This is a genomic window from Paenirhizobium daejeonense (assembly GCF_014280875.1).
Taxonomy (GTDB): domain Bacteria; phylum Pseudomonadota; class Alphaproteobacteria; order Rhizobiales; family Rhizobiaceae; genus Allorhizobium; species Allorhizobium daejeonense.
Map to the genome: position 1 here is coordinate 70,912 of NZ_JACLAL010000007.1, position 26,497 is coordinate 97,408.

The 26,497-nt window shown below is 58.4% G+C and carries 23 protein-coding genes and 2 pseudogenes; 15 read left to right on the forward strand and 10 right to left on the reverse strand.

What is annotated here, in order from left to right:
• Positions 1–310 precede the first annotated feature (310 nt).
• The 4 genes from H4I99_RS17805 to H4I99_RS17820 all read left to right on the forward strand — a co-directional run bounded on the left by H4I99_RS17805 (position 311) and on the right by H4I99_RS17820 (position 7,273).
• Complete coding sequence (locus H4I99_RS17805; protein WP_163897733.1) at positions 311–2,986, forward strand: autotransporter outer membrane beta-barrel domain-containing protein; 2,676 nt, start codon at positions 311–313, stop codon at positions 2,984–2,986.
• A 14-nt stretch (positions 2,987–3,000) separates the two neighbouring features.
• Positions 3,001–5,232 carry a sensor histidine kinase gene (locus H4I99_RS17810; RefSeq protein ID WP_163897736.1) on the forward strand — a complete coding sequence of 744 codons (2,232 nt, stop codon included), beginning with the start codon at positions 3,001–3,003 and terminating at the stop codon, positions 5,230–5,232.
• Positions 5,233–5,436: 204 nt separating this feature from the next.
• On the forward strand, positions 5,437–6,153 hold the full coding sequence (locus tag H4I99_RS17815; RefSeq protein WP_163897739.1) for a response regulator transcription factor: 717 nt from the start codon (positions 5,437–5,439) through the stop codon (positions 6,151–6,153).
• A gap of 190 nt (positions 6,154–6,343) precedes the next feature.
• On the forward strand, positions 6,344–7,273 hold the full coding sequence (locus tag H4I99_RS17820) for an MYG1 family protein (RefSeq protein WP_163897742.1): 930 nt from the start codon (positions 6,344–6,346) through the stop codon (positions 7,271–7,273).
• 172 nt (positions 7,274–7,445) lie between these two features.
• On the opposite strand, the gene H4I99_RS17825 is transcribed toward H4I99_RS17820, so the two are convergent.
• Positions 7,446–7,727: an SDR family oxidoreductase gene (locus tag H4I99_RS17825; RefSeq protein ID WP_163897745.1), complete on the reverse strand. Its 282-nt coding sequence runs from the start codon at positions 7,725–7,727 to the stop codon at positions 7,446–7,448.
• Between the two features lie 490 nt (positions 7,728–8,217).
• Here H4I99_RS17825 and H4I99_RS24535 point away from each other — a divergent pair.
• Both H4I99_RS24535 and H4I99_RS17830 read left to right on the forward strand, forming a co-directional pair.
• Positions 8,218–8,399, forward strand: a pseudogene (locus tag H4I99_RS24535) (hypothetical protein); the annotation flags it as partial.
• 28 nt (positions 8,400–8,427) lie between these two features.
• Positions 8,428–9,279, forward strand: a complete 852-nt coding sequence (locus tag H4I99_RS17830) for a GNAT family N-acetyltransferase (protein ID WP_163897749.1) — start codon at positions 8,428–8,430, stop codon at positions 9,277–9,279.
• Between the two features lie 458 nt (positions 9,280–9,737).
• Here H4I99_RS17830 and H4I99_RS17835 read toward each other — a convergent pair whose 3' ends face one another.
• Positions 9,738–10,730: an AraC family transcriptional regulator gene (locus tag H4I99_RS17835; protein WP_163897751.1), complete on the reverse strand. Its 993-nt coding sequence runs from the start codon at positions 10,728–10,730 to the stop codon at positions 9,738–9,740.
• Between the two features lie 104 nt (positions 10,731–10,834).
• Between H4I99_RS17835 and H4I99_RS17840 the strand changes: the two genes are divergently transcribed.
• The 6 genes from H4I99_RS17840 to H4I99_RS17865 all read left to right on the forward strand — a co-directional run bounded on the left by H4I99_RS17840 (position 10,835) and on the right by H4I99_RS17865 (position 15,921).
• The gene (locus H4I99_RS17840) at positions 10,835–12,160 is read left to right on the forward strand and encodes a c-type cytochrome (protein ID WP_163897754.1); all 1,326 of its coding nucleotides are present in this window, start codon (positions 10,835–10,837) and stop codon (positions 12,158–12,160) included.
• Positions 12,161–12,175: 15 nt separating this feature from the next.
• Positions 12,176–12,604 (forward strand): c-type cytochrome, encoded by a 429-nt coding sequence (locus H4I99_RS17845; RefSeq protein ID WP_163897757.1) that lies wholly within the window; start codon positions 12,176–12,178, stop codon positions 12,602–12,604.
• Positions 12,601–13,257: a hypothetical protein gene (locus tag H4I99_RS17850; RefSeq protein ID WP_163897760.1), complete on the forward strand. Its 657-nt coding sequence runs from the start codon at positions 12,601–12,603 to the stop codon at positions 13,255–13,257. The genes H4I99_RS17845 and H4I99_RS17850 overlap by 4 nt, the downstream gene beginning before the upstream one ends.
• Before the next feature lie 11 nt (positions 13,258–13,268).
• Positions 13,269–14,816, forward strand: coding sequence for an FAD-binding oxidoreductase (locus H4I99_RS17855; protein ID WP_163897763.1), 1,548 nt, complete (start codon positions 13,269–13,271; stop codon positions 14,814–14,816).
• A gap of 32 nt (positions 14,817–14,848) precedes the next feature.
• Positions 14,849–15,613 (forward strand): SDR family NAD(P)-dependent oxidoreductase, encoded by a 765-nt coding sequence (locus H4I99_RS17860; RefSeq protein WP_163897766.1) that lies wholly within the window; start codon positions 14,849–14,851, stop codon positions 15,611–15,613.
• Positions 15,614–15,684: 71 nt separating this feature from the next.
• Positions 15,685–15,921, forward strand: coding sequence for a hypothetical protein (locus H4I99_RS17865; protein WP_163897769.1), 237 nt, complete (start codon positions 15,685–15,687; stop codon positions 15,919–15,921).
• An 80-nt stretch (positions 15,922–16,001) separates the two neighbouring features.
• On the opposite strand, the gene H4I99_RS17870 is transcribed toward H4I99_RS17865, so the two are convergent.
• Positions 16,002–16,607, reverse strand: coding sequence for a TetR/AcrR family transcriptional regulator (locus tag H4I99_RS17870; protein WP_163897772.1), 606 nt, complete (start codon positions 16,605–16,607; stop codon positions 16,002–16,004).
• Between the two features lie 137 nt (positions 16,608–16,744).
• Here H4I99_RS17870 and H4I99_RS17875 point away from each other — a divergent pair, with 137 nt between their 5' ends.
• The 3 genes from H4I99_RS17875 (at position 16,745) to H4I99_RS17885 (ending at position 19,804) form a co-directional block, all read left to right on the forward strand.
• On the forward strand, positions 16,745–17,494 hold the full coding sequence (locus tag H4I99_RS17875; RefSeq protein ID WP_163897775.1) for an SDR family oxidoreductase: 750 nt from the start codon (positions 16,745–16,747) through the stop codon (positions 17,492–17,494).
• A 180-nt stretch (positions 17,495–17,674) separates the two neighbouring features.
• Positions 17,675–18,316, forward strand: coding sequence for a DedA family protein (locus H4I99_RS17880; RefSeq protein WP_163897778.1), 642 nt, complete (start codon positions 17,675–17,677; stop codon positions 18,314–18,316).
• Between the two features lie 528 nt (positions 18,317–18,844).
• Entirely contained in the window at positions 18,845–19,804 is a 960-nt protein-coding gene (locus H4I99_RS17885; protein WP_425314392.1) for an AI-2E family transporter, read from the forward strand.
• A gap of 794 nt (positions 19,805–20,598) precedes the next feature.
• On the opposite strand, the gene H4I99_RS17890 is transcribed toward H4I99_RS17885, so the two are convergent.
• The 7 genes and pseudogenes from H4I99_RS17890 to H4I99_RS17920 all read right to left on the reverse strand — a co-directional run.
• On the reverse strand, positions 20,599–21,291 hold the full coding sequence (locus H4I99_RS17890) for a NapC/NirT family cytochrome c (RefSeq protein ID WP_163898284.1): 693 nt from the start codon (positions 21,289–21,291) through the stop codon (positions 20,599–20,601).
• Positions 21,291–21,734 carry a nitrate reductase cytochrome c-type subunit gene (locus H4I99_RS17895; RefSeq protein WP_244625159.1) on the reverse strand — a complete coding sequence of 148 codons (444 nt, stop codon included), beginning with the start codon at positions 21,732–21,734 and terminating at the stop codon, positions 21,291–21,293. The genes H4I99_RS17890 and H4I99_RS17895 overlap by 1 nt, the downstream gene beginning before the upstream one ends.
• A gap of 20 nt (positions 21,735–21,754) precedes the next feature.
• Positions 21,755–24,259: a periplasmic nitrate reductase subunit alpha gene (napA, locus tag H4I99_RS17900; protein ID WP_163897784.1), complete on the reverse strand. Its 2,505-nt coding sequence runs from the start codon at positions 24,257–24,259 to the stop codon at positions 21,755–21,757.
• A complete protein-coding gene (locus H4I99_RS17905; protein WP_163897787.1) occupies positions 24,234–24,515 on the reverse strand; it encodes a chaperone NapD in 282 nt (93 codons plus the stop codon). The genes napA and H4I99_RS17905 overlap by 26 nt, the downstream gene beginning before the upstream one ends.
• Positions 24,508–25,011: a ferredoxin-type protein NapF gene (locus tag H4I99_RS17910; protein ID WP_163897790.1), complete on the reverse strand. Its 504-nt coding sequence runs from the start codon at positions 25,009–25,011 to the stop codon at positions 24,508–24,510. The genes H4I99_RS17905 and H4I99_RS17910 overlap by 8 nt, the downstream gene beginning before the upstream one ends.
• 7 nt (positions 25,012–25,018) lie before the next feature.
• Positions 25,019–25,231: a periplasmic nitrate reductase, NapE protein gene (gene napE, locus H4I99_RS17915; RefSeq protein ID WP_163897793.1), complete on the reverse strand. Its 213-nt coding sequence runs from the start codon at positions 25,229–25,231 to the stop codon at positions 25,019–25,021.
• 889 nt (positions 25,232–26,120) lie between these two features.
• Positions 26,121–26,338: pseudogene (locus H4I99_RS17920) on the reverse strand (IS3 family transposase); the annotation flags it as partial.
• Positions 26,339–26,497: the final 159 nt, after the last annotated feature.

A 26,497-nucleotide genomic window follows, 5' to 3' on the forward strand; every position in this document is an offset into this window, starting at 1 on the left:
ATTTCATTCTATGGTGCCGCGTGATGTTTTCGTCACGATTTCAGTTGCCCGCCGTGACGTATCGTTACAATTGTAACGTAGAAAAAATTAGATATTTTCAATGGCTTAATTAAAGTTCCTGCATCGCGTGAACCATTTGCGCATGGCGGCGAGAGGCCCTTCTCTTCTCGATGCAGGGACATAAATGCTTAAATATTTGGTGATTGGAGCCGTGGGAGCGCGGCGGACTCAAAAAGCTGGCGCAACCAGCCGTGGCGCACTGCTGGCGTCTACGATACTTTTGACATTGCCGTCGTTGGCCCGAGCTGACATGACGTACGATACTTTGGGAAACACCCTCACGACTGACCTGGATGCGGGAACATCTCTTTACGTTGGTCATGCATTAGACGGAAGCCTGGAGATTTCGGGAGGCGCGATCCTCGAAAGCGACTATGGCATGCTGGGATACAACGCAGCCACAAAAGGTGAGCTGACAATCACCGGCGGGTCTTCGTGGATCAACTACGATTCGCTGTTTGTTGGCTTTTCGGGCGAGGGCGTCCTGACCATCGAAGATGGCAGTCTTGTAAATGCTTCAGCCACAACGATAGCACGGTCAGACGACAGCGTTGGCGCAGTGACAGTGACGGGCACAGGATCCATTCTGAACACCGGTACCATCGTGGTCGGCGACTACGGCACCGCCACCCTCAATATCGAAGATGGCGGCCAGGTGACGAATGGGAACTACGCCTACATCGCCCTCTCCGGTGGAAGTGTCGGCACGGCAACGGTCTCAGGTGCCGGCTCCACCTGGACGAATACCGGTGAATTCTACGCCGGTTACTTCGGAAACGGGACGCTCAACATTGAAGATGGCGGTCTCGTCGAGGATAGTGTCGGATACCTCGGCTACGAAAGTGTGGGAACCGGAACCGCAACAGTCACTGGCGCCGGTTCTATCTGGGCCAACAGCAGTAAGCTTTACATCGCGGATCAGGGCCACGGCACTCTTACCATTCAAAACGGCGGTGTGGTTTCCGTCGGCACGGAGCAACCGGACGGCACTTTTGACGGCATTACCTACATCGGTTATCAGGCCGGGGCGACCGGCTCGCTTGTTATCGGGTCTGCCGCCGGCGACACAGCCACGGCCGCGGGAGCCCTGAAAGCCGGTTCGATCAAATTCGGGCACGGAACAGGAAGCATCGTCTTCAATCACACGGATGATGACTACGACTTCTCGGCCGAGATCAATGGCTCCGGCACCATCAGCCATCTTTCCGGTGTCACGACGCTTTCCGGCGACAACTCCAATTTTTCGGGCTTCACCAACGTAACGGGTGGTACGCTTTACATCGCGGATACTCTCGGTGGCATGATCGCCGTTTCGGACAGGGGAACGCTAGGTGGAATTGGCACGCTCGGCTCCACCACGATCAAGGATGGCGGCACCCTGTCGCCGGGTTATTCTGGTGCACTTGGAACCCTCACGGTCGATGGCGATCTCGTGCTGGAAAACGGATCTACATATGCCGTTGATGTAACCAGTGCGTCGAGCGATCTCATTAGTGTTACCGGCACGACAACCATCGCTGCGGAAGCCGGTGTGAGCGTGACGTCGCTCGACGCATCCACCAGCTATCAGACCGCGCAGACATATTCGATTATCAACTCGGCGGGCACGCTGACCGGCACTTTCGACACTGTCACCAGCAAGTCCGCCTTTCTCGACCTCACAACTTCCTACGATGACAACAACGCCTATTTGACCGTGGCATTGAAATCAACCGGTGGCACCGGATCGGGTGATAGTGAACCTGACAATGGCGGTTCGGGCGTATTTAGGCCGATAGCGCGAACGGCGAACCAGCGGTCTGTTGGATCTGCGCTTGATTCCCTTGAACAATCCGGTCAGTCGCTTGAACTTTACAACAGCCTTCTCCTTCTGAGCGAGGATGAGGCGTTGCGAACCTACGAGCAGCTTTCCGGCAATGTCTATGGCACCGCGCGGGGTTCGTTCATCCAGTCGAGCCGCGCTGTCAACTCTGCACTCAACAGCCGCATTCGCAGCGTGACGGGCGGTGTGGCTGCTCCGTCCTCCATGGCGCTCGGCTACGCGGAAGAGCCGAGGGCTGCAAAAGAGGATGATCGCTTCGCGGCTATTGAGAAGCAGAAGGATTTCGACCCTGATCGTTTCGCAACATGGATCACCGGTTTCGGCTCCTGGGGCAAGGTGAGTGGCCTGGACGGTGAATCCGATACCGATACTTCAAGTGGCGGCGTTCTCGTCGGTGGCGACGTCGCGATCGGCGATGACTGGCGCGTCGGTGTGCTTGGTGGCTACAGCCGATCGTTCTTCGATACGAACAGCAGCGAAGGCGATAGCACCAACTACCACCTTGGCACCTATTCCGGGAACAAGTGGGGGCCCGTCGCATTCCGCATGGGCGTCAACTACACCTGGCATGACGTCGGCACGACCCGTGACATCACCGCCCTTGGCCAGACACTCTCCGGAGATTACGACGCGTCTAGCCTCAATGCCTATGGCGAGTTGGCCTATCGTCTAGATGTCGGCACCTCGGCATTCGAACCCTTCGCAGCGCTTGCCCATACCCGCCTGAAGACCGATGGTTTCGCCGAAACCGGCGGCAGCGCGGCTCTGACGGTCGATTCATCCACAATGGACACAAGCTACACCACCATTGGTCTGCGCACGTCGACCGATTTCGATCTGTTCGGGATCGCCTCGATGGCCCGCGGTACCGTCGGATGGCTTCATGCGTTCGGCGATGTCGATCCGGTGTCTTCCGCACGCTTCGTCACGGGTGACAGCTTCTCCGTCTCCAGCACACCGCTCGATCGCAACGCGGTACTTCTCGAGGCGGGCGTGGATTTCACCGTTACGCCAGTCTCCACGTTGAGCCTGACCTACAACGGCCAGATCGGTTCGAACGCCTACGACCACGTGGCAAGCGCCAAGCTGCGTGTGAAGTTCTGAGCGCAGGAATACGGATGAAACGAGAGAGCGGCGGTCTTCGCCGCTCTCTTTACCCGCAGTCTTCCTCCCTTGTTTCCCAGCAATCCGCCATCCCACTTGACAACCCGTCCAAGGAGGGTGAGGCAGAAAACCTCCGCTATTCAATCGGATCGTATATCCAAGACAATCGGAAGACACTCTGGCTCATGGCTGCGATGAGTTTCCTGTTACTGCTACTGGCCACATTGTTCACGGGGGCCGACCCGCTGCATGCGAACGAAGCGGGGAACGGGATACGGGTCATGCAGATACCCGCAGGCCAGTATGAAGCACTCCCGCTGGACGGCTTCATCGACGTGGCACTCCTGAAGGATGAGCGCGTCTCGTTACAGGACGTGCTGCAGCAGCAGTCGCTGTTTGCGCCACTTGCAGGGCACGACATCAATCTCGGTTTCGTTCGCACGTCGGCCTGGATTCGGTTCGCTCTCGCCCTGCCTCCCGAAATCACGGAGCCGCAACGCATCACGTTGTCCATGATGCCGAACTTCACCGATGAACTCACAACCTATGTGGGCTTGGAGCGAGACGGCATGCGCGCGACAGATTTCGAGCGTTACGACATGGGCGATCACTCCCGACGCTCGTGGGCCAACATCAGCACCTCTGCGAACATTCTTCCCATCGAAATACAACCCGGCGAAACTACCAGTGTTTACATCCGGGCGCGCAATGAGGATGCAAGCCTGAATGTTTCGGTAGAGCTGCTGTCTCCCAGATACTACGAATACAGATCGATTATCCAGAATATCGTTCGAGGCATGTGGTTCGGAGGAATGAGCATCTTGCTCATCATCCAGTTTTTCTTCTTGTATTTCGACAGAAAGAAATTTTACGTCTTTCTCATACTCGACATATTGGCTGTCAGTTCGACCTATTTGGGAAGTCTCGGTCTCGCAAGACTTCTGTTTTTTAACAATGGCGGTCTTGGTAATGATTACCTGACCAGCATGTCATCCTGGTTCGGCCTGTCTGCCGGCGCTCTTTCCATTGCGGCAATCCTTGAGCTTCCCACACGATACCCGCGGATCGACCTGTTTTTCCGTGTTGCAATTTTCCTTGGTGCTATTGGCGTGGTTTGTGTTTTCCTTGGCGTCAACCGCTACTTCGTGCTGGTGGCCGGACCTACCATCCTGACGATCACCACCCTGGCCATGGCGGTTGTCCTCCTCGATTTTACCCGCTCGCCAAACGCCCAGCACGGACTCAACCTTGCGGCATTCAGCCTCCTGTGGGGGGGCTTAATAGCAACCAATGGCCAGCGTTACGGGATCCTTCCCTTACCCACCTGGGTTGCAGGATCCTATGCCGCGACCAGCATCATGCATTTTACCTTGCTGACCGGCTCCCTGGCAGTGCGGCTCCGCAACGCGGAAACCGCGGCCCGAAGCGCGGATCGTCGGGCGCTTCTGGCCGCGAACGCGGCTGAACAGCGAGCGAACGATCTTGTGGTCGAAAGAACGCGAGAGCTTGCGGAAGCCAAAGCCGTGGCGGAAACCGCACTGCGTGCGGAGTTGCAGACGCAACAACTGCAGGTTCGGTTCATGGAGGTTATTTCGCACCAGTACCGGACACCGCTCGGTGTCATCAGGACAAATCTGGAGAGTGTCAGGCTTACGCTACCTGCAGGCGATCTGCCCAACCGCCAGCGACTGGATCGCGCGCGCGCCGGTATCGCGCGCCTGGTCGAAGTACTCGAAGTGAATCTGACGCGAAGCAAGCTGCAAGGGTCCTCATATCAACCGACATTCGAGGAGACGAAGGTCGCCGATATCGTGAACGGCGCAGTTTCAAGCGCCAGAGACCTGATCCATGGGGCAACACTGCACGTCTCACTGGCCGCGAGCGCCGAGCAGGCGAGAGTTCACGCCGATCCAGAGATGCTGGGACTTGCGATTATCAATCTGCTTGAAAACGCCTTCAAGTTTTCAGCCCCCTGCGGCTCCACTGTAGTCTGGCTTGACGTATCTTGTGAGATGGGTGAGGTGCACATAACGATCCGGGATCGGGGGGTGGGTATCGATGGGGAAAAGATTGAGGACCTTATCGACAACAACAGAAGAGGGCTCAACTCCCACCAGATCAAAGGAACTGGAGTGGGCTTGTCTCTGGTAAAACGGACAACTGACGCACATTCAGGGCGTTTCGTTCTTGCCGGTCGGGCCGAGGGCGGCACCGTGGCCACCATCGTCTTGCCAATTCTCGGATGAGACATAAGTTAACTGAATGTCAGCCTTGGCGCTGTTCTCTGAGCCGGGGGTTGTCTGATAGGAGATTTCTCTTGGTCGACGGGCTTGTGCGAAGTTTCGCGGTGAGACCGGAGGTCCATGGCGCGCCACAGGGAGTCTACCGGAATACGACATGCACAGTTGCGGTCGATGCGCTGAACAAATCAGCGGTGCGGTAAGTAAGTTATGAATTCGAGGGAAAGTGAACCGGTTCGCGTGATCATCGTTGAAGACGATGCAGACCTGAGAGAGGGACTGACCGACTTTCTGCGCTTGCATTTCTTCGCTGTGACGGCAGTCGCAACCGGAAGGGATTTCACTCTGGCATTCGCGACTGAGACCTTCGATATTGCGATCATTGACGTAAACCTACCTGACGTGAGCGGCTTTGAGATCGTGCAACGTCTGACAAAAACTACAAATATGGGTGTGATCATGTTGACCGCCCGGACATCACGAGGCGACAAGCTGAGAGGCTATGCCGAGGGTGCAAACCTGTATTTGACTAAGCCGGTTGACGGCGATGAACTCGCTTTCGCGGTCAAGAACCTGTCGAGGCGAATAAAAGCGGGTGCAACGGGCTTAAAGGAGTTACCTCGATCGGCAGGCAATTGGTCCCTTGACCGTGTCGGCCATCGCCTCGTTTCCCCCCAAGGCATGATAATCAAATTGTCCGGACGTGAAGCAACGCTCCTATCAACTTTGGTGGCAGCAAACGGGACGATCGTTCCCCGTGCGGAGCTCGGCCTTGCCGTGGGGTACGATTCAGTTTCGGACACGCGCAGTCTCGACGCAGTTGTGCAACGGTTACGAGTGAAGGCGCGGGAAGCCGGAACGGAATTGCCGGTGCATGTCATTCACGGCGTTGGCTTTCAGCTTTCCGGGAACGTAATCGTGTCCTAGGTCTGGACGATCGAGACGGGTCAGTTCTCAGTGGCAATCAACAGGTATAGCAGAAAAACCACGCCTTATCAGTCATTTGAGTGACCTTTGCGCGCTTGGGTGCAGTTCGGGCGCGGCTTGAGATAGGGGGCCGTTTAGGCTATTTCCTCCTCAGCATTGATCAGCCAACAGTAAAGGCGAAGATTCCCGTATGGCACCCGATTTCCTCGTCACGCATTCCGGCGGTTTCCATGCCGACGAAGTGTTGTCCAGCGTCGTCCTCACACGACTTTTTCCTCAGGCGAAGCTGGTGCGGAGCAGGGCGCCGGAATGGATCAAGGCCGGCCCCGACCGTATCGTCTATGATGTTGGTGGCTTTTATGACGCCGCTGCGGGGATCTTCGATCATCACCAGCGCGGGGCACCGTTGCGGGACGATGGCCAGCCCTTCAGTTCGTTCGGCCTGATCTGGAGGCATTTCGGCCGAAATTATCTGGCCGCTCTCTCGGTGCCCGATGGCTTCATCGAAACAGTGCACGCCTCGTTCGATGCAAGCTTCGTGCTGCCGGTGGATCTGGTGGACAACGGCGCGCTCAGTCCCGCCAGCGCCGGTGCACTGGCCGGCCTGACGCTGCCGTCACTCATCGAAACCCTGAAGCCGCCATTCGACGAGCGGGACCCTGAGGCGACCGAACGCGCATTTCATGCCGCGATCGCCATTGCCCGCAGCTTCATCGAGGCAAGGATAGGCGGGCTGAATGCCAAGCTTCGCGCCGAAGCGCTGGTCTTGAGCGCCATTGCCGCTGCGGGGCAGGGCAGGGTGCTTGAGCTGCCAATGGGCATGCCGTTTCGATCGGCCGTCGTGAAGGCGGGCGCGGACCAGCTGCTGTTCGTGGTCCATCCGCGCGATACGGACTGGTGCGTGACCGGCATTCGCCGGGCGGAAGAAGGGTTTGAACAGCGCGCCGACCTTCCTGCCGTATGGGCGGGCCTGACCGGCAGCGCCCTTGAACAGGCAAGCGGCGTCGAAGGCGCAAGCTTCTGTCACAACGGCCGCTTCATCGCCGCAGCAAAGACGCGGGAAGCCGCACTTGCCATGGCGGACATTGCCGTGCGGGAAGCGGAAAAGGTCGCTGCTTAACGCGAGACGATTAACTGTTTCAGCAGGGACTGCGTAGCGGACTTGCTGGAACAGCATGACAAAAACGGGACGGAGTTTGTCCCCGGATGCCTGCTTGGGTGGCGCTTATCAGTACGCCAGTTTCCGACGCAGGCTCTGTATACCAGTCGGATCCGCGACCGACTGACCTGACTTAGATCTGAGCCTTACCACCATCGATGAAGAGTTCGGCGCCTTTGGCGAAGCTCGACACTTCTGTTGCGAGAGACCGCACGGCCTTGCCGATTTCCTCGGGTGCGCCGACGCGGCCGTGCGGACCGGGCGAGACGACGTTGACGCGGATGCCCGTGCCCTCAAGATCGAAGATCCAGGAACGCACCAGATTGCGGCATTCATCGCTCCGCACGACCACTTCCCAGCGCGGGCGCGCGATATCGCCGGCGAACAGAATGTCGACGTCTTCATCTCCAATCACAATATCTATGACGAAGCGGTTCAGAAGCTGGAAGCGATGCGGACCGGAACAAGCAAAAGCAATCCGTTCGTCATCGGAACTTACACCCCTAGCGGGCGCTCCCCGTCATGAACGAATGCGCACAGGCGACAATGGTAGCCTGGAAAGCGTGAGCGCGCGTGTTCCCTTATATCGTCCGCTCCAGACGAAAAGCACATTTTGACGTCCAGCACTCCACTTTGCGCAAATCCTAATTCCCAAGGAGAAAAACAGTAGAAAATTGCAATAAAAACAAATGCTTGATGTCATCGTAACGGCCTTTGTTTCGGCGTATATTCTGGTTGGCGCGCGGCTTTTGCAGTACGGCTTGCGTTACCCATGACAACGGGGCGAACGGTACGGATATAGGCCTGATATCGTCGACAGAAACAGCGCTCTTGTTGCGATCGATATCAACATGGTTTCGCTTTACGCGGAACCGCGAAAAATTGTTGATGCGGATGAGACGGTCGTCCCGGCGATCAGCTACGGTACTGAGGCCTGGCTGTTCCAGAACGGGGGGACATGATGTGATCATCTGCGAACCAGGTGACATCTCCCGCGCGCACAAGCCCAACGAATGGACCGGCGTAGACGAGCTTCAAGCCTTGTCGAGCCATGATAAAACGCGTTGTAACGGGTGAAGCCCGATGAAATTGCAGCTATCCGGGAGACGGAGCCTATGGTCGCAAATGCACTGACACGATTGAGAACCATGCGGGATGAAGACGTCGAGGCATGCCATGCGCTTTCGACTGCTGTCGGCTGGCCACATCGAGCCGATGACTGGCGGTTCGCCATGAACGTCGGTGAAGGCATAGTCGCCATGCTCAATGGCGATATCGTCGGCACGGGCATGGTCTGGAAGTTCGGGGAGAACCACGCCACCATCGGCATGATCATCGTTTCTCCGGCTCTACAAGGGCTAGGGGTGGGATGGCAGATCGTCGACTGGTTGGTCCAGCAGGCTGGACCAAGGGTCGTGATGCTAAACGCGACCGCTGCGGGCGAACCGCTCTACGCGAAGTTCGGCTTCGAGAAGTCCGGAGAGGTCGAGCAATTCCATCGCATCGCGGTTGCGCATGCTTGCTCTAAGTGGATAGCCCAGACCCAGGTTGAGCTGGCCGAAGGCAACGAGGCTGACGCAATCCAGTCACTGGATCGGAATGCCACCGGCATGGATCGCAAGACGCTTCTGACATCGATAGTCAGCCTTGGTGAAGCTGCCGTTGCGCGGCGTCACGGCCGGATCACGGGCTATAGCACCTGTCGTATGTTCGGACGCGGAAGGGCCGTCGGTCCGGTCATCGCATCCGGCTCAGCAGATGCAAGAGACCTCATCGCCTATTGGATCAGTCGATATCCCAGTGAGTTTATCCGGATCGACATAACGTCCGCCTCTGGTCTCGGCGAATGGCTGCGCTCTCAGGGTTTCAAGCCCGCGAGCAGGGCGGCTTCTATGATCAGAGGGGATCGCCCGGAAGAGCATCCTGATCTGCGCATCTTTGCTCTGGCAAGTCAGGCCTTCAACTAAGTCTCCGAAAATCTTCTGCCTGAACAGCGATCCCTGCACTGGGTGCGGACCGCGCGGGTGCCTGCAACTAAGTAAAACCTACTTCACCGGGGCTATGGGAGACCACCATGAATATTGCGGCAAAGACACCCCACGCGCTGAGCTTCGATCCGGCATCACTGCGACGACTCGCTCCGGGCCGTCCGGCCGCGCCATGTCGAATGATAGCAGTGTCCGGAAGCTCTCGTTGCCCGGATCGACCGAAGTGGGCTGTACGCTGTTCAGGGAAGCTCAATATCGACATTCGAAACAGAGGACGAAGCCATATGCTGCGTAAACGGTACCGATAACGCTCTTCTCTCCTAAATCTACACGAAGGACATGGCGCGCGGCCTTTAGGGTCTATGAGCGGATGGAAAGCGACGCTGTCCCAATCGCTCGCCTTCATCGTTGGTCCGGGTGGGCAACCCAATCCGACTTCACACTCCATGTGCTGCCGGGAGTGGCCGCGCCCGGATCGTGCTGGGCGCGACACCGAACTTCTTGCGAAATTGCCGATTGAAGATGGACTGGACCGAAAACCCGCATTGGAAGGCGATTTCTCCAATACTGAGGCGTGTTCGAGCAGGATCCTGCAGCATCTGTCGAGCAAGCTGCAGGCGCTGTGTGTGAATGCTTTGACGTACGGTCGTGTTTTCTTTCTCGAACAGCCGATTGAGATGCCGAACCGAGATGCAAAGCGCTTCTGCGACACGTTTCGCCGTCAGGTCTCTCTCCGAAAGATGGTCAGCAATCCAGGCCTCAGCCGCGAGAAAATACGCCGGCACGCGTTCCTTACGCGAATCCGGGTTCCGAGCAAAAAGTTCGGCGATCACTCCTACGCCCACATCCCCGATTTCTCCCGAAGGTGACCGGCTCTGCTCCGAGAGCCACTCAAGCCCTTGTCGTGCGAACCAATGGAAACCTCCATTGCCAAGTTCTGATCCTGGTAAATATTCAATACCCTCGACATGCCGTCCGCACATCGAAGCAAATTCCTTCTCCGGAAGGCTCAGTACGATCTGGCGCATAGGACGTGGGTAAGTGACGATGAAAGGCCGATCGGATCGCAACGCGACGATATCACCTGCATACGCCGTCACCCATCTGCCCCCCTGTCCCAGCATGGCTTCTCCTTCGAGGATCAAGAACACCAACACCAGATCCCGCGGGTCTTCCGCAATCTCGAATTCACCGCGTTCAACCACGTGAGCTGACACGCGCATCTCTGTCAGCAAGGTTGCTCCGATTGCGACGGTGCGTTGGACAGCAACAAGAGGACTGCAATTCACAGAGGTACAGCGAATACCAATGATGTTGTCTCTTGTGTGGGCTTCCCACAGGGGAATTTGCCGCGAAACCGAAAGAGTGGCCGTATCCAGCGTTCGAAGCGAACCAATCTGTCTGACGCAGTCCTTCGAGCTCATCGTCATGCCATTCTAAGTTCCAGATAATATGTCCTCAGAAGTTAAACGCTTCGTCCTACTGCGACAAGACGCCGCGATGGAGACGGTTTAGCTTCGAACAATGAACGATCGTGACGCACGGCATTGTTCCGAAGCTACCGGGAAGCAAAGAAGTGATGGCATCCACAATTGCCCAAGCCAGCCGCCGCTGGCGGGTTTTTAGTGCAATCCTCGTCGTTTGCGTTGCGAGCGCGACGGCAGTCTGGGTCTTTAGTCCTGTTCGACGACAGGCCGCCGCTACACCTGCGCCCGCGCTTGGCGTCGAGCTGAGCAATGAAATCCAACGCGGGGCATATGTAGCCCGCGCGGCAGACTGTGCTCCCTGTCACACGGCGCCGGACGGAAAGCCGTTCAGCGGTGGTCGGATCCTCAAGACCGACTTCGGCGACATGGCAAGCCCAAACATTACGCCGGACACCGAGACGGGAATCGGTGGCTGGACGCGCAACGAATTCGCCACGGCTGTTCGCGAAGGCGTCGCACCGCATCTCGGTTTTCTATATCCGACAATGTCCTACACATCCTATTCCAAGATGTCAGACTCGGATATCGATGCACTTTACGCCTACATCATGTCGCAGCCGCCTGTGAGGGCGCCGCGTACCGAAATGTCCCTGAGCTTTCCTTTTAACCTGCGCATGCTGCTTGCCGGCTGGCGGAAGCTCTATTTTGACAACAGCGAATTCAAGGCTGATCCCGCGGTTAGCGATGTCGTCAACAGAGGCGCATATCTCGTACAGGGTGCGGCTCACTGCGCCGAGTGTCACACCCCCCGTGACGCTCTCGGCGGCTTCGACCGGAGCAGGCCTCTGGCCGGCGCTACAATCGACGGCTTCTGGGCACCAAACCTGACTACCGACCCGAAAACCGGACTTGGCGGCTGGAGCGAGGATGATATCTATGCCTACCTTTCCGGAAAAGATACACCGCACGGTGGGCCGTTCGGTCCCATGCACGAAGTCGTCGCCGAAAGTACGTCTCATTTGACCGAAGGAGACAATCGCGCGATCGCTGCCTATCTGCATCAACTCAAGCCGATAGAATCTGTATCGACAGGGGTACTGGATCGTTCGTTGGCACAAGCCTCCGTTACCCGCGGCTATGCAGCTTACAAGGCAAACTGCGCCGCCTGCCATCGGATGGGTGGTGATGGGGTGCCGGGACTTGCGCCGCCATTGGCGGGACATCATGCTCTCAGCGCCTCTTCACAAAACGTCATTATGCCAGTGATCGCCGGTCTATCAGGTCAGACCGGACGTCTCTCGATGCCGGCCTTCGAGCTCGACGACCAGACGGTCGCAGACATTGCAAACTATGTGCGCAGCGCCATGGGCGGCGTCACGGATGCGACGGCGACAGCCGATCAGGTCGCTTCCGCACGGGCAAAACTGCATTAATTCGTGGAGCAAACCATGGACATCAATATTTGGTCGAAAGCCCGTAGGGCATCGACACACCGAGCGGCAATCCTGGTGGCGATCTTCGGCTTCACGCTCGTCGGATCAGCCGCCCGAGCAGAGCCAACGGGTGTGGCCAGCCCTGACCAGCAAGCTGCCGCGTCGCCTCAGGGAGATCGCTCCGGCGCGAGACTGGCGCAAAATACCTGTCTGCAATGCCACGGCACCGGGGTCGGTCCGGATCTTCGGCAGCAGCAGCTGAACTTTGACACGATCCGCTACGTCACGCGCAACGGCCTCAACGCAATGCCGTCCTTCCGCGAAGGCGAGATCTCGGATGCCGAGCTTCGGGAAGTCGCGGATTATCTGGCTTCTCTACGTGTTCCAGCGGGACAGACGCCGGGCGTGGTACCGGGATCTGTTCAAAGCCGGGAGCAGCATTGATGGCGAACGACATGACTATCAACCGGCGCGGCATCCTGCTGGCAGGCGCTTTCGGCCTTTCCTCAGTGATGCTCCCTTCGCTGGGCATTGCCGGTGAACTGCGCGCAAGGCCAAGACTCCACGTTCTGGTCACCTCGACCGAATTCGACCCGCTGTTGTCCGAGCTTCGGTCGGGCGATCTGCAGGCGGATGCGCTTTCCGCCGAGCGGCTGCTTCTCAATCCCCAGGTCCTTCGGCAGTATCGCGGCAAGCGACTGTTGCACATCGGAAGCGCGGCGGATCAGGTGCTGGTCAACCTTGCTCTTGCCGATAGGGCAGCGGGGTTCCGGACACGGCACAGCGCTTTCCACCGGGACCAGCGCACTGCCGATGGCAAATCCGTCCACAGCATCGATATTTCGACTAGCTGGTCGTGCGGAGACGGCCTTAAGCGCGATCTCGCGGCGGCTGGCTGGCCCTGCAGCCTGCAAGGCGCGTCGAACCCACCGGAGACGGATGCCTTTTCTTTAGGCACTCAACGCAGGTCGCGCTGGCAGGCGCTCACTCTTGCCCACCTCATCACGGTGGCAAACGCCGCCGAAACAGGACCGTACGACACCCTGCGCTGGGACAATGCGCCGGATGAATTCTCAACCCTGATCGTCGATTTGTAGGATTTGGAACAATGGCCAACGAAGATCTTTCATTTCTTCCGCCCGGGGTATCGCGCGAAAGCTTCGCCGCAGCGCTGAAAGAGTGGCGTGCGATCGTCGGAGATGAATACGTTACCGCCGATGTCGAGCGTCTGGCGCCTTACTCAAAGGTCATGCTGCCTGAACCGGCAGAACGCCATCGTCCTGCCGGGGCTGTCGCTCCCGCGTCCAGCGAGGAGGTGCAGGCGGTGATGAAGGTTGCCGACAAGTACCGCATTCCGGTCTGGATGATCTCTACCGGCAAGAACCTGGGTTACGGCGATGCGGCGCCGGCGACGGCGGGCCAGGTTGTCCTAGACCTCAAGCGCATGAATCGGATTATCGAGGTCGACGAGACGCTCTGCTATGCTCTGGTAGAGCCAGGCGTCACCTATATGCAGCTCAAGCAGTACCTGGAAGAGAACAATATCCCGTTGTGGATCAGCTTCCCTTCCTCCGGCCCTGTGGCTGGCCCGATGGGCAATACGCTCGACAGGGGTGTGGGCTACAACCGCTACGGTCAGCATTTCGAGAATTTCTGTGGGTTGGAAGTGGTGCTGGCGGACGGCTCCGTTCTGCGCACCGGCATGGGAGGCGTGGAAAACAGCCGGGAATGGAATGTCTACCGTTGGGGATACGGCCCATGGGTGGACGGACTTTTCAGCCAGTCCAACTTCGGCGTCGTCACGAAGATGGGCATCTGGCTGATGCCAAAGCCAGCGGTCAGCCGTGGCTTTCTATGCGGCTGGAATGACGACGACTCGATGGCCAAGGGCATGGATGTCGTGCGCGGTCTGAACCTGAACAAGGTCATCGAGAACGGCGTCCTTGGGCACACAATGTACTACATCGCTCAGACCTATCGGCGCAGCGAGATATATACCGGACACGGCGCAATTCCGCGTGATCGCGTCAAGCAGATCTGCAACGACATCGGACTCGGAATCTGGGGCCACATTTCCACGCTCTACGGAACCGAGGAACAGGTCGAAGTCAATCTCAAAATCGCACGTGAGGCCTTCGCCACGACCGGTGGCCAATTTGCGGTTCAGGGTGATCCCGGCATCGAGAAGACCCCGTTCCATCACTGGAACCTCAATATGACCAACGAGCCGACCCTTACCGAGTTCACGATCTACAATTACAAGGGCGGTGGCGGTTCCTCTTGGCTGGCGCCCGTCGTGCGGTGCGAAGGGTCCGAGGTGCTCCGTCAGTTCAACCTGATGCACGGCGTACTGGACGAGTTCGGCTTCGACTATATCGGTGGCTTCCTGATCGGTGGCCGTCACGCAGAGCAGCTTACGGACATCCTCTACGACCGCAACGATGCAGAGGAAATGGACCGTGCCTATCGGTGCTACGTGAAGATGGTCGAGGAACTGCACAAGGCCGGCTACGGCATTTACCGGACCTCGACCGCGTTCATGAACCATTTGGCCGAGACTTATGGCCCCGCCCAGCGCGCGTTCAATCAGAAGCTCAAGCGCGCGCTCGATCCCAACGGCGTGATTGCGCCCGGCAAGTCCGGCATCAACATCTGAATGTCTGCAAACTGAATAGATGGAGGAAGAAAATGAGCGACAGTTATCTCGACTTTGATGGCAAGGTTGTGCTGATCACCGGTGCTGCAACGGGTATCGGACGCGCCACCGCACTGGCATTCGCGGATCGCGGCGCTCGTCTGGTCATCGGCGATCTGTCGCAAGCAGCTGAAGAGACCGCGGCGCTTGCCCGTGAGAAAGGTGTAGACGCCGTTTTCGTAAAGACCAACGTTTCTCAGAGCGCGGACGTGCAGGCGCTGGTGGCGGAAGCCGAAAAGCGTTTTGGCCGCCTCGACATCGCATTTAACAATGCCGGCATCCTGCCCTCGACAACGGCTTTTGCCGAAACGGACGAGGCGGAGTTCGACCGGATCATCGCCGTCGACCTGCGTGGCGTGTTCCTTTCTGTCAAATATGAACTCCAGGCACTGCTACGCGCTGGCGGCGGTGCGATCGTCAATACTGCTTCGGTTGCCGGCGTAGTCGCGGACCCGAATATGGCGCCCTATGCGGCGGCAAAGCACGGCGTCGTTGGGCTAACCCGTGCAGCAGCCTTGGACTATGCGGCAAAGAACATCCGGGTAAATGCCGTGGCGCCGGGCCTTATCGCCACACCGATGACGGAGCGCTGGTTGGCCGACCCGCAGATTTCGAAGGCGCTTATGGCGAACAGTCCCATCCAGAGGGCTGCGCAGCCGGAAGAAATTGCCGCCGCGGTCCTGTTTCTTTCGTCCCCGGCCGCGTCGTTCATCAACGGCTCGATCTTTGTCGCAGACGGTGGGCAGACCGCACACTGAATTCAGACCGAGGCATCGTAATGTGAGCTGCCAGCTTGAAGAAACGGGCAGAAAAGAGCGTTTGCGTCTCGATGAGCGAAACACCCGCCCGTGCCGAGCTTCCCGGCAGCGAGCTTTTCGTCTCCCGCGCGGGTGGCTCGGTCGCATTCCGGAAGCGTCCTCTCTGGGGCGGCGACAAAGTTACGAAGAGCGGCAGCGCAACGGCATCGAAGGTACGTACAACAATCTTTGACGATGTCGTCGGTGCAGGTTGGTTTTTTGGGGCAGCAATTCCAGGGTATTCGCCGTTGCCACCGATGGTGGACTGATAACGCCTATCGTTCGGACGGCCAACGAGCTTGCTGATCTGAAACGAGCCGACGTTTCCATCGTGGCTCCTGAACCCGCGTCAGTTCAGGCCCAGATACCCGTATGCAGCGCGTCTGACGCGGTGCTCCAAGGATGGCATATCGGTTTCGCCGAACAGGCCGCCCGCATCCGCCATGCCGCGGGTCAACGCGGCAAGATCGCGGGCGGCGATTTCCGGTTCTTCAACGCCATGCGCCCTCAATGCATCGGCAACGGCCATGGTGATCGAGCGTTTGAGGGCTTCGGTCTCCTCGTCGATCGGCAACATTGCTTCGGCATATTCGAGGCTCCTTGCCAGTCTTGGCCGCTGAAGCTGCTGGAAGAGCCCAGCCCGGATGAAGCCATCAATCAGGGATCGCAGGTCGAGCGCGCCTGCCTGCGCCTTCACATCGCTGATCGCCTCAACGAGCACCATCCGCTTGCGGCGGATCAACGTGGCCAAAAGCGCCTCTTTCGCCGGGAAATACTGGTAAAGGCTGCCTATGCTGACACCCGCTTTTTCCGCAACGGCATTGGTGTTGAAGGCTTCGAGCCCACCCGTTTCAAGAACACGAGCCGCCGCCTCCAGGATCGTCTCGACCATGACGGCCGAGCGGGCCTGACGCGGGTATTTCCGGGCATTGATGAAGGAGGAGGAGCCAGACATGGAACGCGAGTAAGAGATGCGAGCAATTACTCGTAATGTATGTGACATCGAGCAACCAGACAACAGGAGTCGCCGTGATCTCGTGCAAGCAATCCCCCATGATTTTCTCAGAGCAGAAGGCAGCGTGAGGCCGAACGATGCGGATCGAAGGGAAACTGGCGCTGGTAACCGGTGGCAGCGCGGGAATCGGTAAGGAAATCGCACTCCAACTCGCGGCAATGGGTGCCAAGGTTATTATAGTGGCGCGGGATCTGAAACGCGCAGAAGCGGTGATTGCACGTCATCCCAGGAGCATCATGCTCCTGCCGGCTGATCTCTCACGATCTGATGAGCAGGAGAGGGTCGTGGCCACGGTTGCAGAGCGATGGCCGGATCTCGCAATTCTCGTCAACAACGCAGGCATCCAGATCAACATGCCTGCGACATGTATCGGTGATGGCGGGCGGGGAACGGAGTTTCGATCCGAGATCGAAGTAAACCTTACGGCGCCGATGGTCCTCAGTTTTGGGTTGATGCCGCTTCTGGCGCGCCAGAAAGAAGCCGCGATCGTCAACATTTCCTCGGGACTTGCCATCGCGCCCAAACGGACGGCCCCGGTCTATTGCGCCAGCAAGGCGGGGTTACGCATATTCAGTCGGGCTCTTCGCTATCGTTGTGAGGATGCAACTCCGTCGATTCGGGTGGTTGATGTAATCATGGCATTTGTGGATACCGGAATGACGCGCGGAAGAGGCGCGCATAAGCTGTCTGCCGATATCGCTGCACGCGCTGTCATCGAAGGGATTGAGCGGGAGCGAAGGGAAGTCTGGGTTGGCAAAACCCGGCTTCTGCGCATCATCAGCCGTTTGTCACCAGCGCTGGCCTGCAGAATACTGCGCAACGCCTAGGTTCGGCCGTGTCATCACCAAAAATGCGTATGGCCGACGGTAGGATCGCGGGAAATTGGGGCAAGGCTTTCACAGGCAAGAAACCGGCGGACCACTCAGGCTTGCGGCCCGGTCCATCCAGTGGCCTATCTTTGCACCGCCTGTACTCCCTGCAACCTTTCATCCGAGGAGGAAGCATCTATGTCTTTTGACCCGCTGAGTACAGTTATGGCCTGGATTGGTGCATATGGTCTTGTGGGTATCTTTGCCATGGCCGCGGCTGAGCGCTTCGTCCCATTGATACCGTCGTACGGCCTGTTTCTGGTGGTCGGCATTGGCGCGTCAAACGGAGCCTGGTCACTCTCAGCCGGCTTTCTGGCGACGGTCATTGGCGGCGGTTTGGGTTGCGCCATCTGGTTTTATGCGGTTCGAGGACTGGGGGCCGCGCGCTCCGGGCGCTTCCTGCATGGAACCGGACGTATTTTCGGGTTGCATACCGATCGCATCGAGCGCTGGATTGCCTCCTTCCATCGCCATCAGACCATACTGGCCTTCTTGCTCCAACTCATGCCGACCATCAGGCTCTTCGCTCCAGCCTTTGCCGGCCTTCTGCGCGCGGGGTCGCGCAGCTTTCTACTCGCTTCGGTAGCCGGAATCATGGTCTGGAATGGCTTGTTCATCGGCACGGGATATGCCGCTTCGCGTTTCTTCGAGACCACCAATACAACAGTCCTGGCGATACTTGCGCTCGGCGGCCTGCTGGTCGCAGAGGCCGTCCTGTTCTGGATCGGGCGAAGGCTTCACCCCCACCGAAAAGCCGATGCCGCCGCTTGCGAGATCTGACCGGTACATCGGGTCGGCGCGTAGCCGATCCTGGCTCCTTCTGAAGCACATCACGTTTGGAATACCTTACGGATCGTGACGTTTTGCTTTCTTGTCGGGTAAGGCCCCCCGTGCCCGAAGATGTAGTTTCCGAGCTTCCCTGCAGCCCCGGCGACATCCGTCCCGGGCAACATGCGAACCGGAGGGCGGGACGGAAATCAAGGGGCGTCATGCGTCATCAAACGCTTTCCAAGGCGGTGGACGCCCCTCGTGCACGGCTTCTAGCATGCTTCGAACGCCATGAGGGGCTATCAACGTCGTCTCCGGAATGGAAACGCACTTCCGGCGTAAGGAAACCCGATCGCCATAATGGGCGACGGGTCCGGATTTCATGAAAGGGATCAAATAAACGGGGGGAACGTTGGATTCTAGCTCGACCGGGGAGAAATCAATGTCCGCCTATCGAGTCGGTTTTATCGTCATGTTAACGCTGGTCTCCATCGCCTTCGTCGCGGTGGTTTGGCCCTTTTTTCCGCAATCCTATGGGCTGTGGTTTTCGCGATTATCTTTTTTCCGATCCATGCTCGTATTGAACGTGCCGTGAAAGGGCACGAAAATATCGCGGCCGGCCTTTCCATCCTGGCCTGTCTATGTCTAGTGATCGTTCCGGCCCTCGTCGTGGCGACCTCGCTCGCGAACCAGGCAGGCGCGCTTTTCCTGCGCATCCAGGACGGCGAGATCGATCTTCCGGACCTTTTGCGGAGGATGGAGAGCACCCTTCCGCTCTTCATACGTGAATATCTTGAAGGCGTTAGCATCGAGGGGCTCGTTAACATGCGAGAGAGCATGTCGGCGGCGGCGATAGGGAGCGGCGGCTTCTTTGCAGGCCGAGCATTGAGTCTTGGCCAAAGTACGCTGGCTTTCCTCCTGTCGTTTGGCACCATGCTCTACTTGCTCTTCTTCCTCTTCCGCAATGGTCGCGAGCTGGCGCAGACAATAAGGCGTGCCCTTCCGTTGAGCGATGACCATACCCGGAAATTTGCCCTGAAGTTTACATCGGTTGTGCGGGCAACTGTTCGCGGAAATGTCATCATCGCCATCGTCCAAGGTTTGATAGGGGGCATCACATTCTGGTTTCTGGATCTCCAACCGGCGTTTCTCTGGGGCGTGGCGATGAGTCTTTTATCGATGTTGCCGGCCGTGGGCGCCATGCTTATCTGGTTTCCGGCGGCGACCTACCTTGCGCTCATAAGTCTTTGGTGGCAGGCAATCTCGCTCACGATGGTGGGGATCTTCGTCATCGGCCTTGTTGATAATCTGATGCGTCCATCGCTGGTGGGCCAGAAAACCAGAGTGCCAGATTACCTTGTCCTTATCTCGACCCTCGGTGGCACCGCATTGATTGGCATGAACGGCTTCACCGTCGGTCCCATGGTTGCCGCTTTCTTCATGGCGGCATGGTCGATCTTTGTTGCGGAAAGGCAGCCGGGCGAAAATACGATTCAGTGAGAAAGCCAGCTTGGTGGTGTTGATGAACGGAACTGGCACAGGGGTACGTTGAAGCGTGGCCTGAAGTCCGCGATCGGCATCTGCTTGCCGGTTCCGGGGATACTCCAAGCCTCCCTTTAATCGTCGCAAGCATCACAACGACCGTCGTCGCCCTGCGCAACATATTGAAATTATTCCCGAAGTCTTTCAGGCTTCAACCATATAGATCACAATCACGCACCGGCCTGATAGACCTGTTCTTCCTGCCGGAGAAGCGATAGCCGCGTTCGTCAGCTCTCAGTTCCAGCATACTTTTCAGAGATGCTCATACGGTCATCGTACCTATCCGCATCTGGCGACGCTTGGCATCCTCATCGCCAATGCGAGCCCAGTCGTCTAATCTGTCTTACCAGTCGCGCTCGATTCGCCATTCCGAACTGTATTCACCCTGCTACGACTGCCACGGTTCTCCCAATTCCTGATCATCGCGGGTTCTCGTTCGATGTTTGCGAAATGCGCGAGGGCTAATTGTCGCTTTACCAACCGACGTGCCGCTGCATTGTTCCCAATTGCTGGCAGCGAGCATAAGAACAGCGTGACGTCGCCACGACGGCATGGGTGAGTTCGGCGGATGACAACGTATATCTCGTTGGCACGGACCGAATCTACCGAAGTCGTGCTCGGATGACTGGGGACCGTCTTTGGGCGGATCAAGGCCAGAAGAAACACGCGTAAAGCCGCTATTGTCTCTCGTGGAAGCAACCACGGGGCAAGGTCAGCCCGATTGTACATGAAGGACCGGTCCCTCGATTGACCTACTCCAATTCACTTTCGGTCAGATAAGCCAGAAGACGGTCGAGATCCTCCATGCGGTGATAGGCGGTCTTGCCCATCAGTTCGGCGGGGACCTTCCAGCCTGGGTCAACACCGTCCATATTCGGCAATTCATGTGCGATCCCCTTGTGGCAATCGATACAGGTCGCCTTTCCGGCCAGAAGATAGCGGGTGTGGATTTCGGCGGCTCGTTCGGTCTGTTTCGAGAGATCCATCGCGATCGAGGAATGGCAGTTCCTGCATTCCAGGCTGTCGTTTGCCTTCAGCCGGGCCCATTCGTGCTGCGCCAGTTCCAGACGCTTGTCGAGGAACTTCTGCCGGGTATTGATCGTGCCGAAAATCTTGCCCCAGACTTCCTTCGAGGCCTGCATCTTGCGGGCGATCTTGTCGGTCCATTGATGCGGTACATGGCAATCGGGGCAGGAGGCGCGCACCCCGGAACGGTTCGAGAAGTGCACCGTCCTTGTCAGTTCCTCGTAGACATTGGTCTTCATCTCGTGACAGCCGGTACAGAAGGCCTCCGTATTGGTCAGTTCGAGAGCGGTGTTGAACGCGCCCCAGAACATGACGCCGCCCACAAAGCCGCCGAGCGTCAGAAAGCCTAGGCCGAGGGTTGCTGCGGGCGTGCTCAGAATGCCCCACGCCCAGAGAACGATCGCTTTCAGCCATGCCATCATTGGTCAGATCCGATGGGTTTGAAGCCAAGCTCGCTCATATCCTTGAAGCTGTTGTCCACCAGCGGTTTCGCATCCGCCTGCGGCACGTGGCAGGCGGTACAGAAATAGCGGCGCGGCGAGACATCGGCGAGCATCTGGCCTTCACGGGTCATGTAGTGGGTGACACTGATCATCGGCGCTCCCGAACCTTCGGTCAGCTCCCGTTTGTGGCAGGACAGACAGCGGTTTGTGTTCACCGAGAGCTGGTAGCCTTCGATTGAATGCGGGATGACGGGCGGCTGGTCGGGGTAGTTCCGCATCTTGCGGATGTCATCCACCACCCATTTCGGCAGCGGCTTGGCATCCTTGCTTTCCATCGGGTTTTCGTTGCCCGACAATTGCGGAACCATCTGCGCCAACGCGGCGCTTGCCATCAAAAGTCCAAGGATGATGGCGGGCATGGCCAGTCTGCGCCGGGCATTCAGGCGACGGGAAGAACCTTGACTGCGCATTTCTTGAAATCCGTCTGTTTGGAGATGGGATCGGTTGCGTCGAGCGTGACCTTGTTGATCAACTGGCTGGCATCGAACCAGGGAACGAAGATCACGCCATGCGGCATGCGATTGCGTCCGCGTGTCTCGACGCGGCTGATGATTTCACCGCGGCGGGAGACGATCCTCACCTCCGCCCCCTGATTGATGCCGAGCCTGCGGGCATCATCGCCGTTCATGAAGCATCGCGCTCCCGGAAAGGCCTTGTAGAGTTCGGGAACGCGCATGGTCATCGAGCCTGAATGCCAGTGTTCCAGGACGCGTCCCGTGACCAGCCAGAAACCGAACTCGTCATCGGGAGATTCCGCCGGCGGTTCGTAGGGAACCGCAAGGATCACCGCGCGGCCATCCTTCTGCCCGTAGAATTTCAGGCCCTCGCCGGCCTTTACGTAAGGGTCGTATCCCTCGCGGTATCGCCAGAGCGTTTCCTTGCCGTCGACCACGGGCCAGCGCATTCCCCGGACCTGATGATACATGTCATAGGGTGCGAGGTCGTGGCCGTGGCCGCGCCCGAAGCTCGCATATTCCTCGAACAGCCCCTTTTGCAGATAGAAGCCGAAGGCCTTGGCCTCCCTGTTCTCGTAGTCGGGAGAAACCTCCGAAAGCGGAAATCTGTCGACCTGACCGTTCTGGAACAGGACCTCATAAAGCGTCTTGTTCCGGTATTGCGGATTGGCGGCGAGAATGTCCTCGGGCCATACCTCATCGGTGACGAAGCGCTTGGAGAACTCAACCAGCTGCCACAAGTCGGAACGCGCCTCGCCCGGTGCATTGACGAGCTGATGCCAGACATGGGTGCGGCGTTCGGCGTTTCCGTAGGCGCCCTCCTTTTCCACCCACATCGCGGCGGGGAGGATGAGGTCGGCGCTCATCGCCGTCACCGTCGGATAGGCATCCGATACGACGATGAAGTTGTCGGGGTTGCGATATCCCCTGTAGGTCTCGTTACTGGTGTTGGGGGCGGCCTGAACGTTATTGTTCACCTGCACCCAGTAGAAATTCAGCTTGCCGTCGTTGAGCATGCGATCCTGCTGCACCGCGTGATATCCCGGCTTGTCCGGGAGCAGGCCATAGGGCAGCTTCCACAATTCCTCGGCATGGGCGCGATGTTCCGCGTTGGTCACCACCATGTCGGCGGGGAGACGATGGGCGAAGGTGCCGACCTCGCGCGCCGTGCCGCAGGCGGACGGCTGCCCGGTCAGCGAAAACGGGCTGTTGCCAGGTTCCGAGATCTTTCCGGTGAGAAGATGGATATTGTAGATCATCTGGTTCGCCCAGACGCCGCGGACATGCTGGTTGAAGCCCATGGTCCAGAGCGACATGACCTTGATCTTGGGGTCGGCATAAAGCTCCGCAAGCTGCTCCAGAAAGGCGCTGTCCACGCCCGAAAGCTCGACCGTCTTTTCCAGCGTGTATTCGGATACCAGCGCCTTGAAGGCCTCGAAATCGATCGGCTCCATCTTGCCCGCGTCGGCGGCGCCGGTCGCCTTGACCTCGAGTGGGTTGTCGGCACGCAGGCCGTAGCCGATATCCGTCATGCCGCGCATGAACTTCGTGTGCTGGTCGACGAAGTCCTGATTGACGCGGCCCGTCTGGATGATGTGGTTGGCGATGTAGTTGAGGATGGCGAGATCGGTGCCTGGCTTGAAGATCAGCGGTATGTCCGCAAGATCCATGCTGCGGTGAGTGAATGTCGAGAGAACCGCGACCTTGACATGTTCATGGCCGAGCCGCCGGTCCGCGACGCGCGTCCACAAAATGGGATGCATCTCCGCCATGTTCGAGCCCCAGAGCACGAAGGCGTCGGCGTTTTCGAAATCATCGTAGCAGCCCATCGGCTCGTCCATGCCGAAGGTGCGCATGAAGGCCACTGCGGCCGAGGCCATGCAATGACGGGCGTTGGGATCGAGATTGTTGGAGCGGAAGCCTGCGCGCATCAGCTTCGTTGCTGCATAACCTTCGAAGATCGTCCACTGACCTGAGCCGAACATGCCGACGGCTGTCGGCCCCTTCTCCTTCAGCACGCGCTTGGCCTGGGTGGCCATGATATCGAAGGCTTCCTCCCATGTCACCGCCTCGAACTCGCCTTCCTTGTCGTAGACGCCGTCGCGTTTCCTGAGGAGCGGCGTGGTCAGCCGGTCCTTGCCGTACATGATCTTGGAGAGGAAATAGCCCTTGACGCAGTTGAGGCCGCGATTGACCTCTGCCTCCATGTCGCCATGGGTGGCGACCACCTGGTTTTCCTTGACGCCGACCATGACCCCGCAGCCCGTTCCGCAAAAACGGCACGGCGCCTTCGACCATTTGATTTCCAGCGCTTCCACGCCGCCGGGAATAGACTGCGCGGCTGCCGGACCGACAATGCCGGCCGTCGAGGCGGCGATGGCCGCTGCCTGGGCTTTCAGTAGATCACGCCGCGTGAGTTCTGCCGTCATCCGACATCTCCTGTTCCACGATTGCCTGCTCGAAAACCATATGGGCTGCGATCACATCGTCCATCGCCGAGATCCGCAGCAGCATCTCGCCCAGATGGCCAGCCGTCGGCCCTTCGATCACGATGACGATCTTTCCCTGAGCCGTTGCATGAACTTCTACGCCTTCGAGCGCCTGCAGACTGCCAGCGACCATTTCGACGTGTTCCGCGCGCGTGATGACGATTGCGCTTGAAATGTGGTGCTGCACCTCAGGCATCGGCGACCTCCGGAAAAACGCGCGACTTGGTTGAAATTGCCTCCGCCGGGCAGACCGAGATGCATGCTCCGCAGCCCGTACAGGCATCTGCGTCCAGAACCGGCACGAAGGGTCCGCCGATGCGTGGCCGGAAGCGGATCGCCGCCGTGGCGCAGGCGTCCCGGCAAGCCTGACAGTCGATGAAGTTCACGGCCAAACAATCGTCGGCGATAGTGACGTTGTGGGGAAATCGTGAGACGGGGTCAGTCGGAAAGACCCTTTCGGGACATCGGTCCGCGCACTTGCCGCAGAACGTGCACTCGCCCCTCTGGAAATCGAGGACCGGAATTCCGTGCCGGATCGATATGATCTTGCTCGGACAGGCTGTCGCGCATTCGACGCAGCCGGAACAGTTTTTCAGAGATTCCTCTGTAATACCAGGGGGATAGTGAGTTTTGTCGCCCCCCAACGCGCGTCCGGCAAGAAATCCTCTTCTGGTACTTGTCGTCTGGGGCATGGCGAACTCAGTTCCCGGAGTTCACGGGTGCGGGGGTGATGTCGTGCGGTCCTGGCGGGCCGTAGACAATCTGGTACATCCATACGAGGAAGCCATAACCGCCCACCGTACCGACTGCTACGACAGGCCAGATGCCGAAAGCCAGGACGGCGAATATCAGCACCTCCCGGCGACGCCGGGCGCGGAAACCCTGCTGGCTGCTTGAACCTCCTGTCGACACTGTCTCCTCCCAGGATCGAGCCCTCAGTCTAGTCAAGACATGCGCAACTGTCCATAACGCGTTGCGCGGCGTGCAATCTTCCGGTGCATTTGGAAGGACGACACGGGAGCCTAAGTCGTCAATCACCCTGCGGATACAACGCTCAAGACAAACCTTGAGCAAGGTCAGCCATTTGCCATCGTTTCCGATCTGGCAAATGGCGGTGCTCCACCGCTTTATTCATCCGGCCGGGAGAAACCGGTTCGGCAGGGCGCGAAGAGCCCCAATTCTAATTGCATCCATTTCGCACTCCGATGTCCATCTGGCAACTGGCAACATTCTGGTTGCCGGGTGGCCACGGGCTCGATGTACATCTCATTTGCTCGCCGGAGAGGAGGCGCAGGTCGGCCACCATTGGCGAGAGCCGGGCCATAAGGGAGCGGGCTTCCTCTACCGGCATGAGGCTGAGTGCGGTCGATAATATGTCGGCGGTTGTCGCGTCCTGTGCAATGACCTGGATGCGGGCGGATCGATGGACTGTCAACAGAGGGTGACTACCCGATTAAGCGATGTAGCCTGAGCCACACCGTTGAGCATCAGCCCCGTGCCGCGCCGGGCGAAAGCCACGTTGTTTTCGCCGAAGCGCTCGGGCGCGATAAATTGCCAAGAAATTCCAACCGATAGCCCTTATAGGTGCTGCACGCTCCGAACCGGATGAAATGGTATTGCTGTAAACGCAAGCTGCATAACGCATTCCTGGCAAAGTAGGCTGGAGCCTCTTTTCGAAGTCGCGTTCCGCTCAGGGCTTGGCGACTTCCTTACGCAGCCTGCGAGAGGCTTACGCGGCACTCGCTCACCAGTTTCACCTCCTCAAGTGCGTATTCGCGGAGGAATTTCCTTCGCTCCGGTTCCATTGAAAACACCTTAACTCAAGGCTCATGAAACAGGCAGCAGGCCAGATGACCTCGGACGTGTAAAGACCGTTGATCGTTCGGCGAGAGCGTTGTCATAACTGTCGCCAACGCTTCCCACAGACGGCTCGATGCCTGCCTCCGCTAACCGCTCAGAATAACGACTGCACACATATTGCGAGCTGCGGTCGGAATGATGATGAACCAGCTCGCCGCGGTGAACGGGCCGTCCGCTGACGTTCACCCCGAATTTGGGCGAGCGTGAGCTGGAATTTTCCGGGGTTAAGGCCCATGTCAGCGGGGGGCGATGAGCAGTTCATCAGCGATATCGACACCTTGTTGCCGATATCGTTGCGTGGCCGGAATTCGTTATAGT

Excerpts from the sequence above, each read along its gene's own strand:
- H4I99_RS17870 (WP_163897772.1), bottom strand. The coding sequence starts at position 16,607 with ATGTCTGGCTCCTCCTCCTTCATCAATGCCCGGAAATACCCGCGTCAG.
- H4I99_RS17835 (WP_163897751.1), bottom strand. The coding sequence starts at position 10,730 with ATGACGATGAGCTCGAAGGACTGCGTCAGACAGATTGGTTCGCTTCGA.
- napA (WP_163897784.1), bottom strand. The coding sequence starts at position 24,259 with ATGACGGCAGAACTCACGCGGCGTGATCTACTGAAAGCCCAGGCAGCG.
- H4I99_RS17875 (WP_163897775.1), top strand. The coding sequence starts at position 16,745 with ATGCGGATCGAAGGGAAACTGGCGCTGGTAACCGGTGGCAGCGCGGGA.
- H4I99_RS17880 (WP_163897778.1), top strand. The coding sequence starts at position 17,675 with ATGTCTTTTGACCCGCTGAGTACAGTTATGGCCTGGATTGGTGCATAT.
- H4I99_RS17905 (WP_163897787.1), bottom strand. The coding sequence starts at position 24,515 with ATGCCTGAGGTGCAGCACCACATTTCAAGCGCAATCGTCATCACGCGC.
- H4I99_RS17830 (WP_163897749.1), top strand. The coding sequence starts at position 8,428 with ATGGTCGCAAATGCACTGACACGATTGAGAACCATGCGGGATGAAGAC.
- H4I99_RS17855 (WP_163897763.1), top strand. The coding sequence starts at position 13,269 with ATGGCCAACGAAGATCTTTCATTTCTTCCGCCCGGGGTATCGCGCGAA.
- H4I99_RS17910 (WP_163897790.1), bottom strand. The coding sequence starts at position 25,011 with ATGCCCCAGACGACAAGTACCAGAAGAGGATTTCTTGCCGGACGCGCG.
- H4I99_RS17815 (WP_163897739.1), top strand. The coding sequence starts at position 5,437 with ATGAATTCGAGGGAAAGTGAACCGGTTCGCGTGATCATCGTTGAAGAC.
- H4I99_RS17810 (WP_163897736.1), top strand. The coding sequence starts at position 3,001 with ATGAAACGAGAGAGCGGCGGTCTTCGCCGCTCTCTTTACCCGCAGTCT.
- H4I99_RS17860 (WP_163897766.1), top strand. The coding sequence starts at position 14,849 with ATGAGCGACAGTTATCTCGACTTTGATGGCAAGGTTGTGCTGATCACC.
- H4I99_RS17895 (WP_244625159.1), bottom strand. The coding sequence starts at position 21,734 with ATGCCCGCCATCATCCTTGGACTTTTGATGGCAAGCGCCGCGTTGGCG.
- H4I99_RS17820 (WP_163897742.1), top strand. The coding sequence starts at position 6,344 with ATGGCACCCGATTTCCTCGTCACGCATTCCGGCGGTTTCCATGCCGAC.
- H4I99_RS17865 (WP_163897769.1), top strand. The coding sequence starts at position 15,685 with ATGAGCGAAACACCCGCCCGTGCCGAGCTTCCCGGCAGCGAGCTTTTC.
- H4I99_RS17805 (WP_163897733.1), top strand. The coding sequence starts at position 311 with ATGACGTACGATACTTTGGGAAACACCCTCACGACTGACCTGGATGCG.
- H4I99_RS17890 (WP_163898284.1), bottom strand. The coding sequence starts at position 21,291 with ATGGCATGGCTGAAAGCGATCGTTCTCTGGGCGTGGGGCATTCTGAGC.
- H4I99_RS17845 (WP_163897757.1), top strand. The coding sequence starts at position 12,176 with ATGGACATCAATATTTGGTCGAAAGCCCGTAGGGCATCGACACACCGA.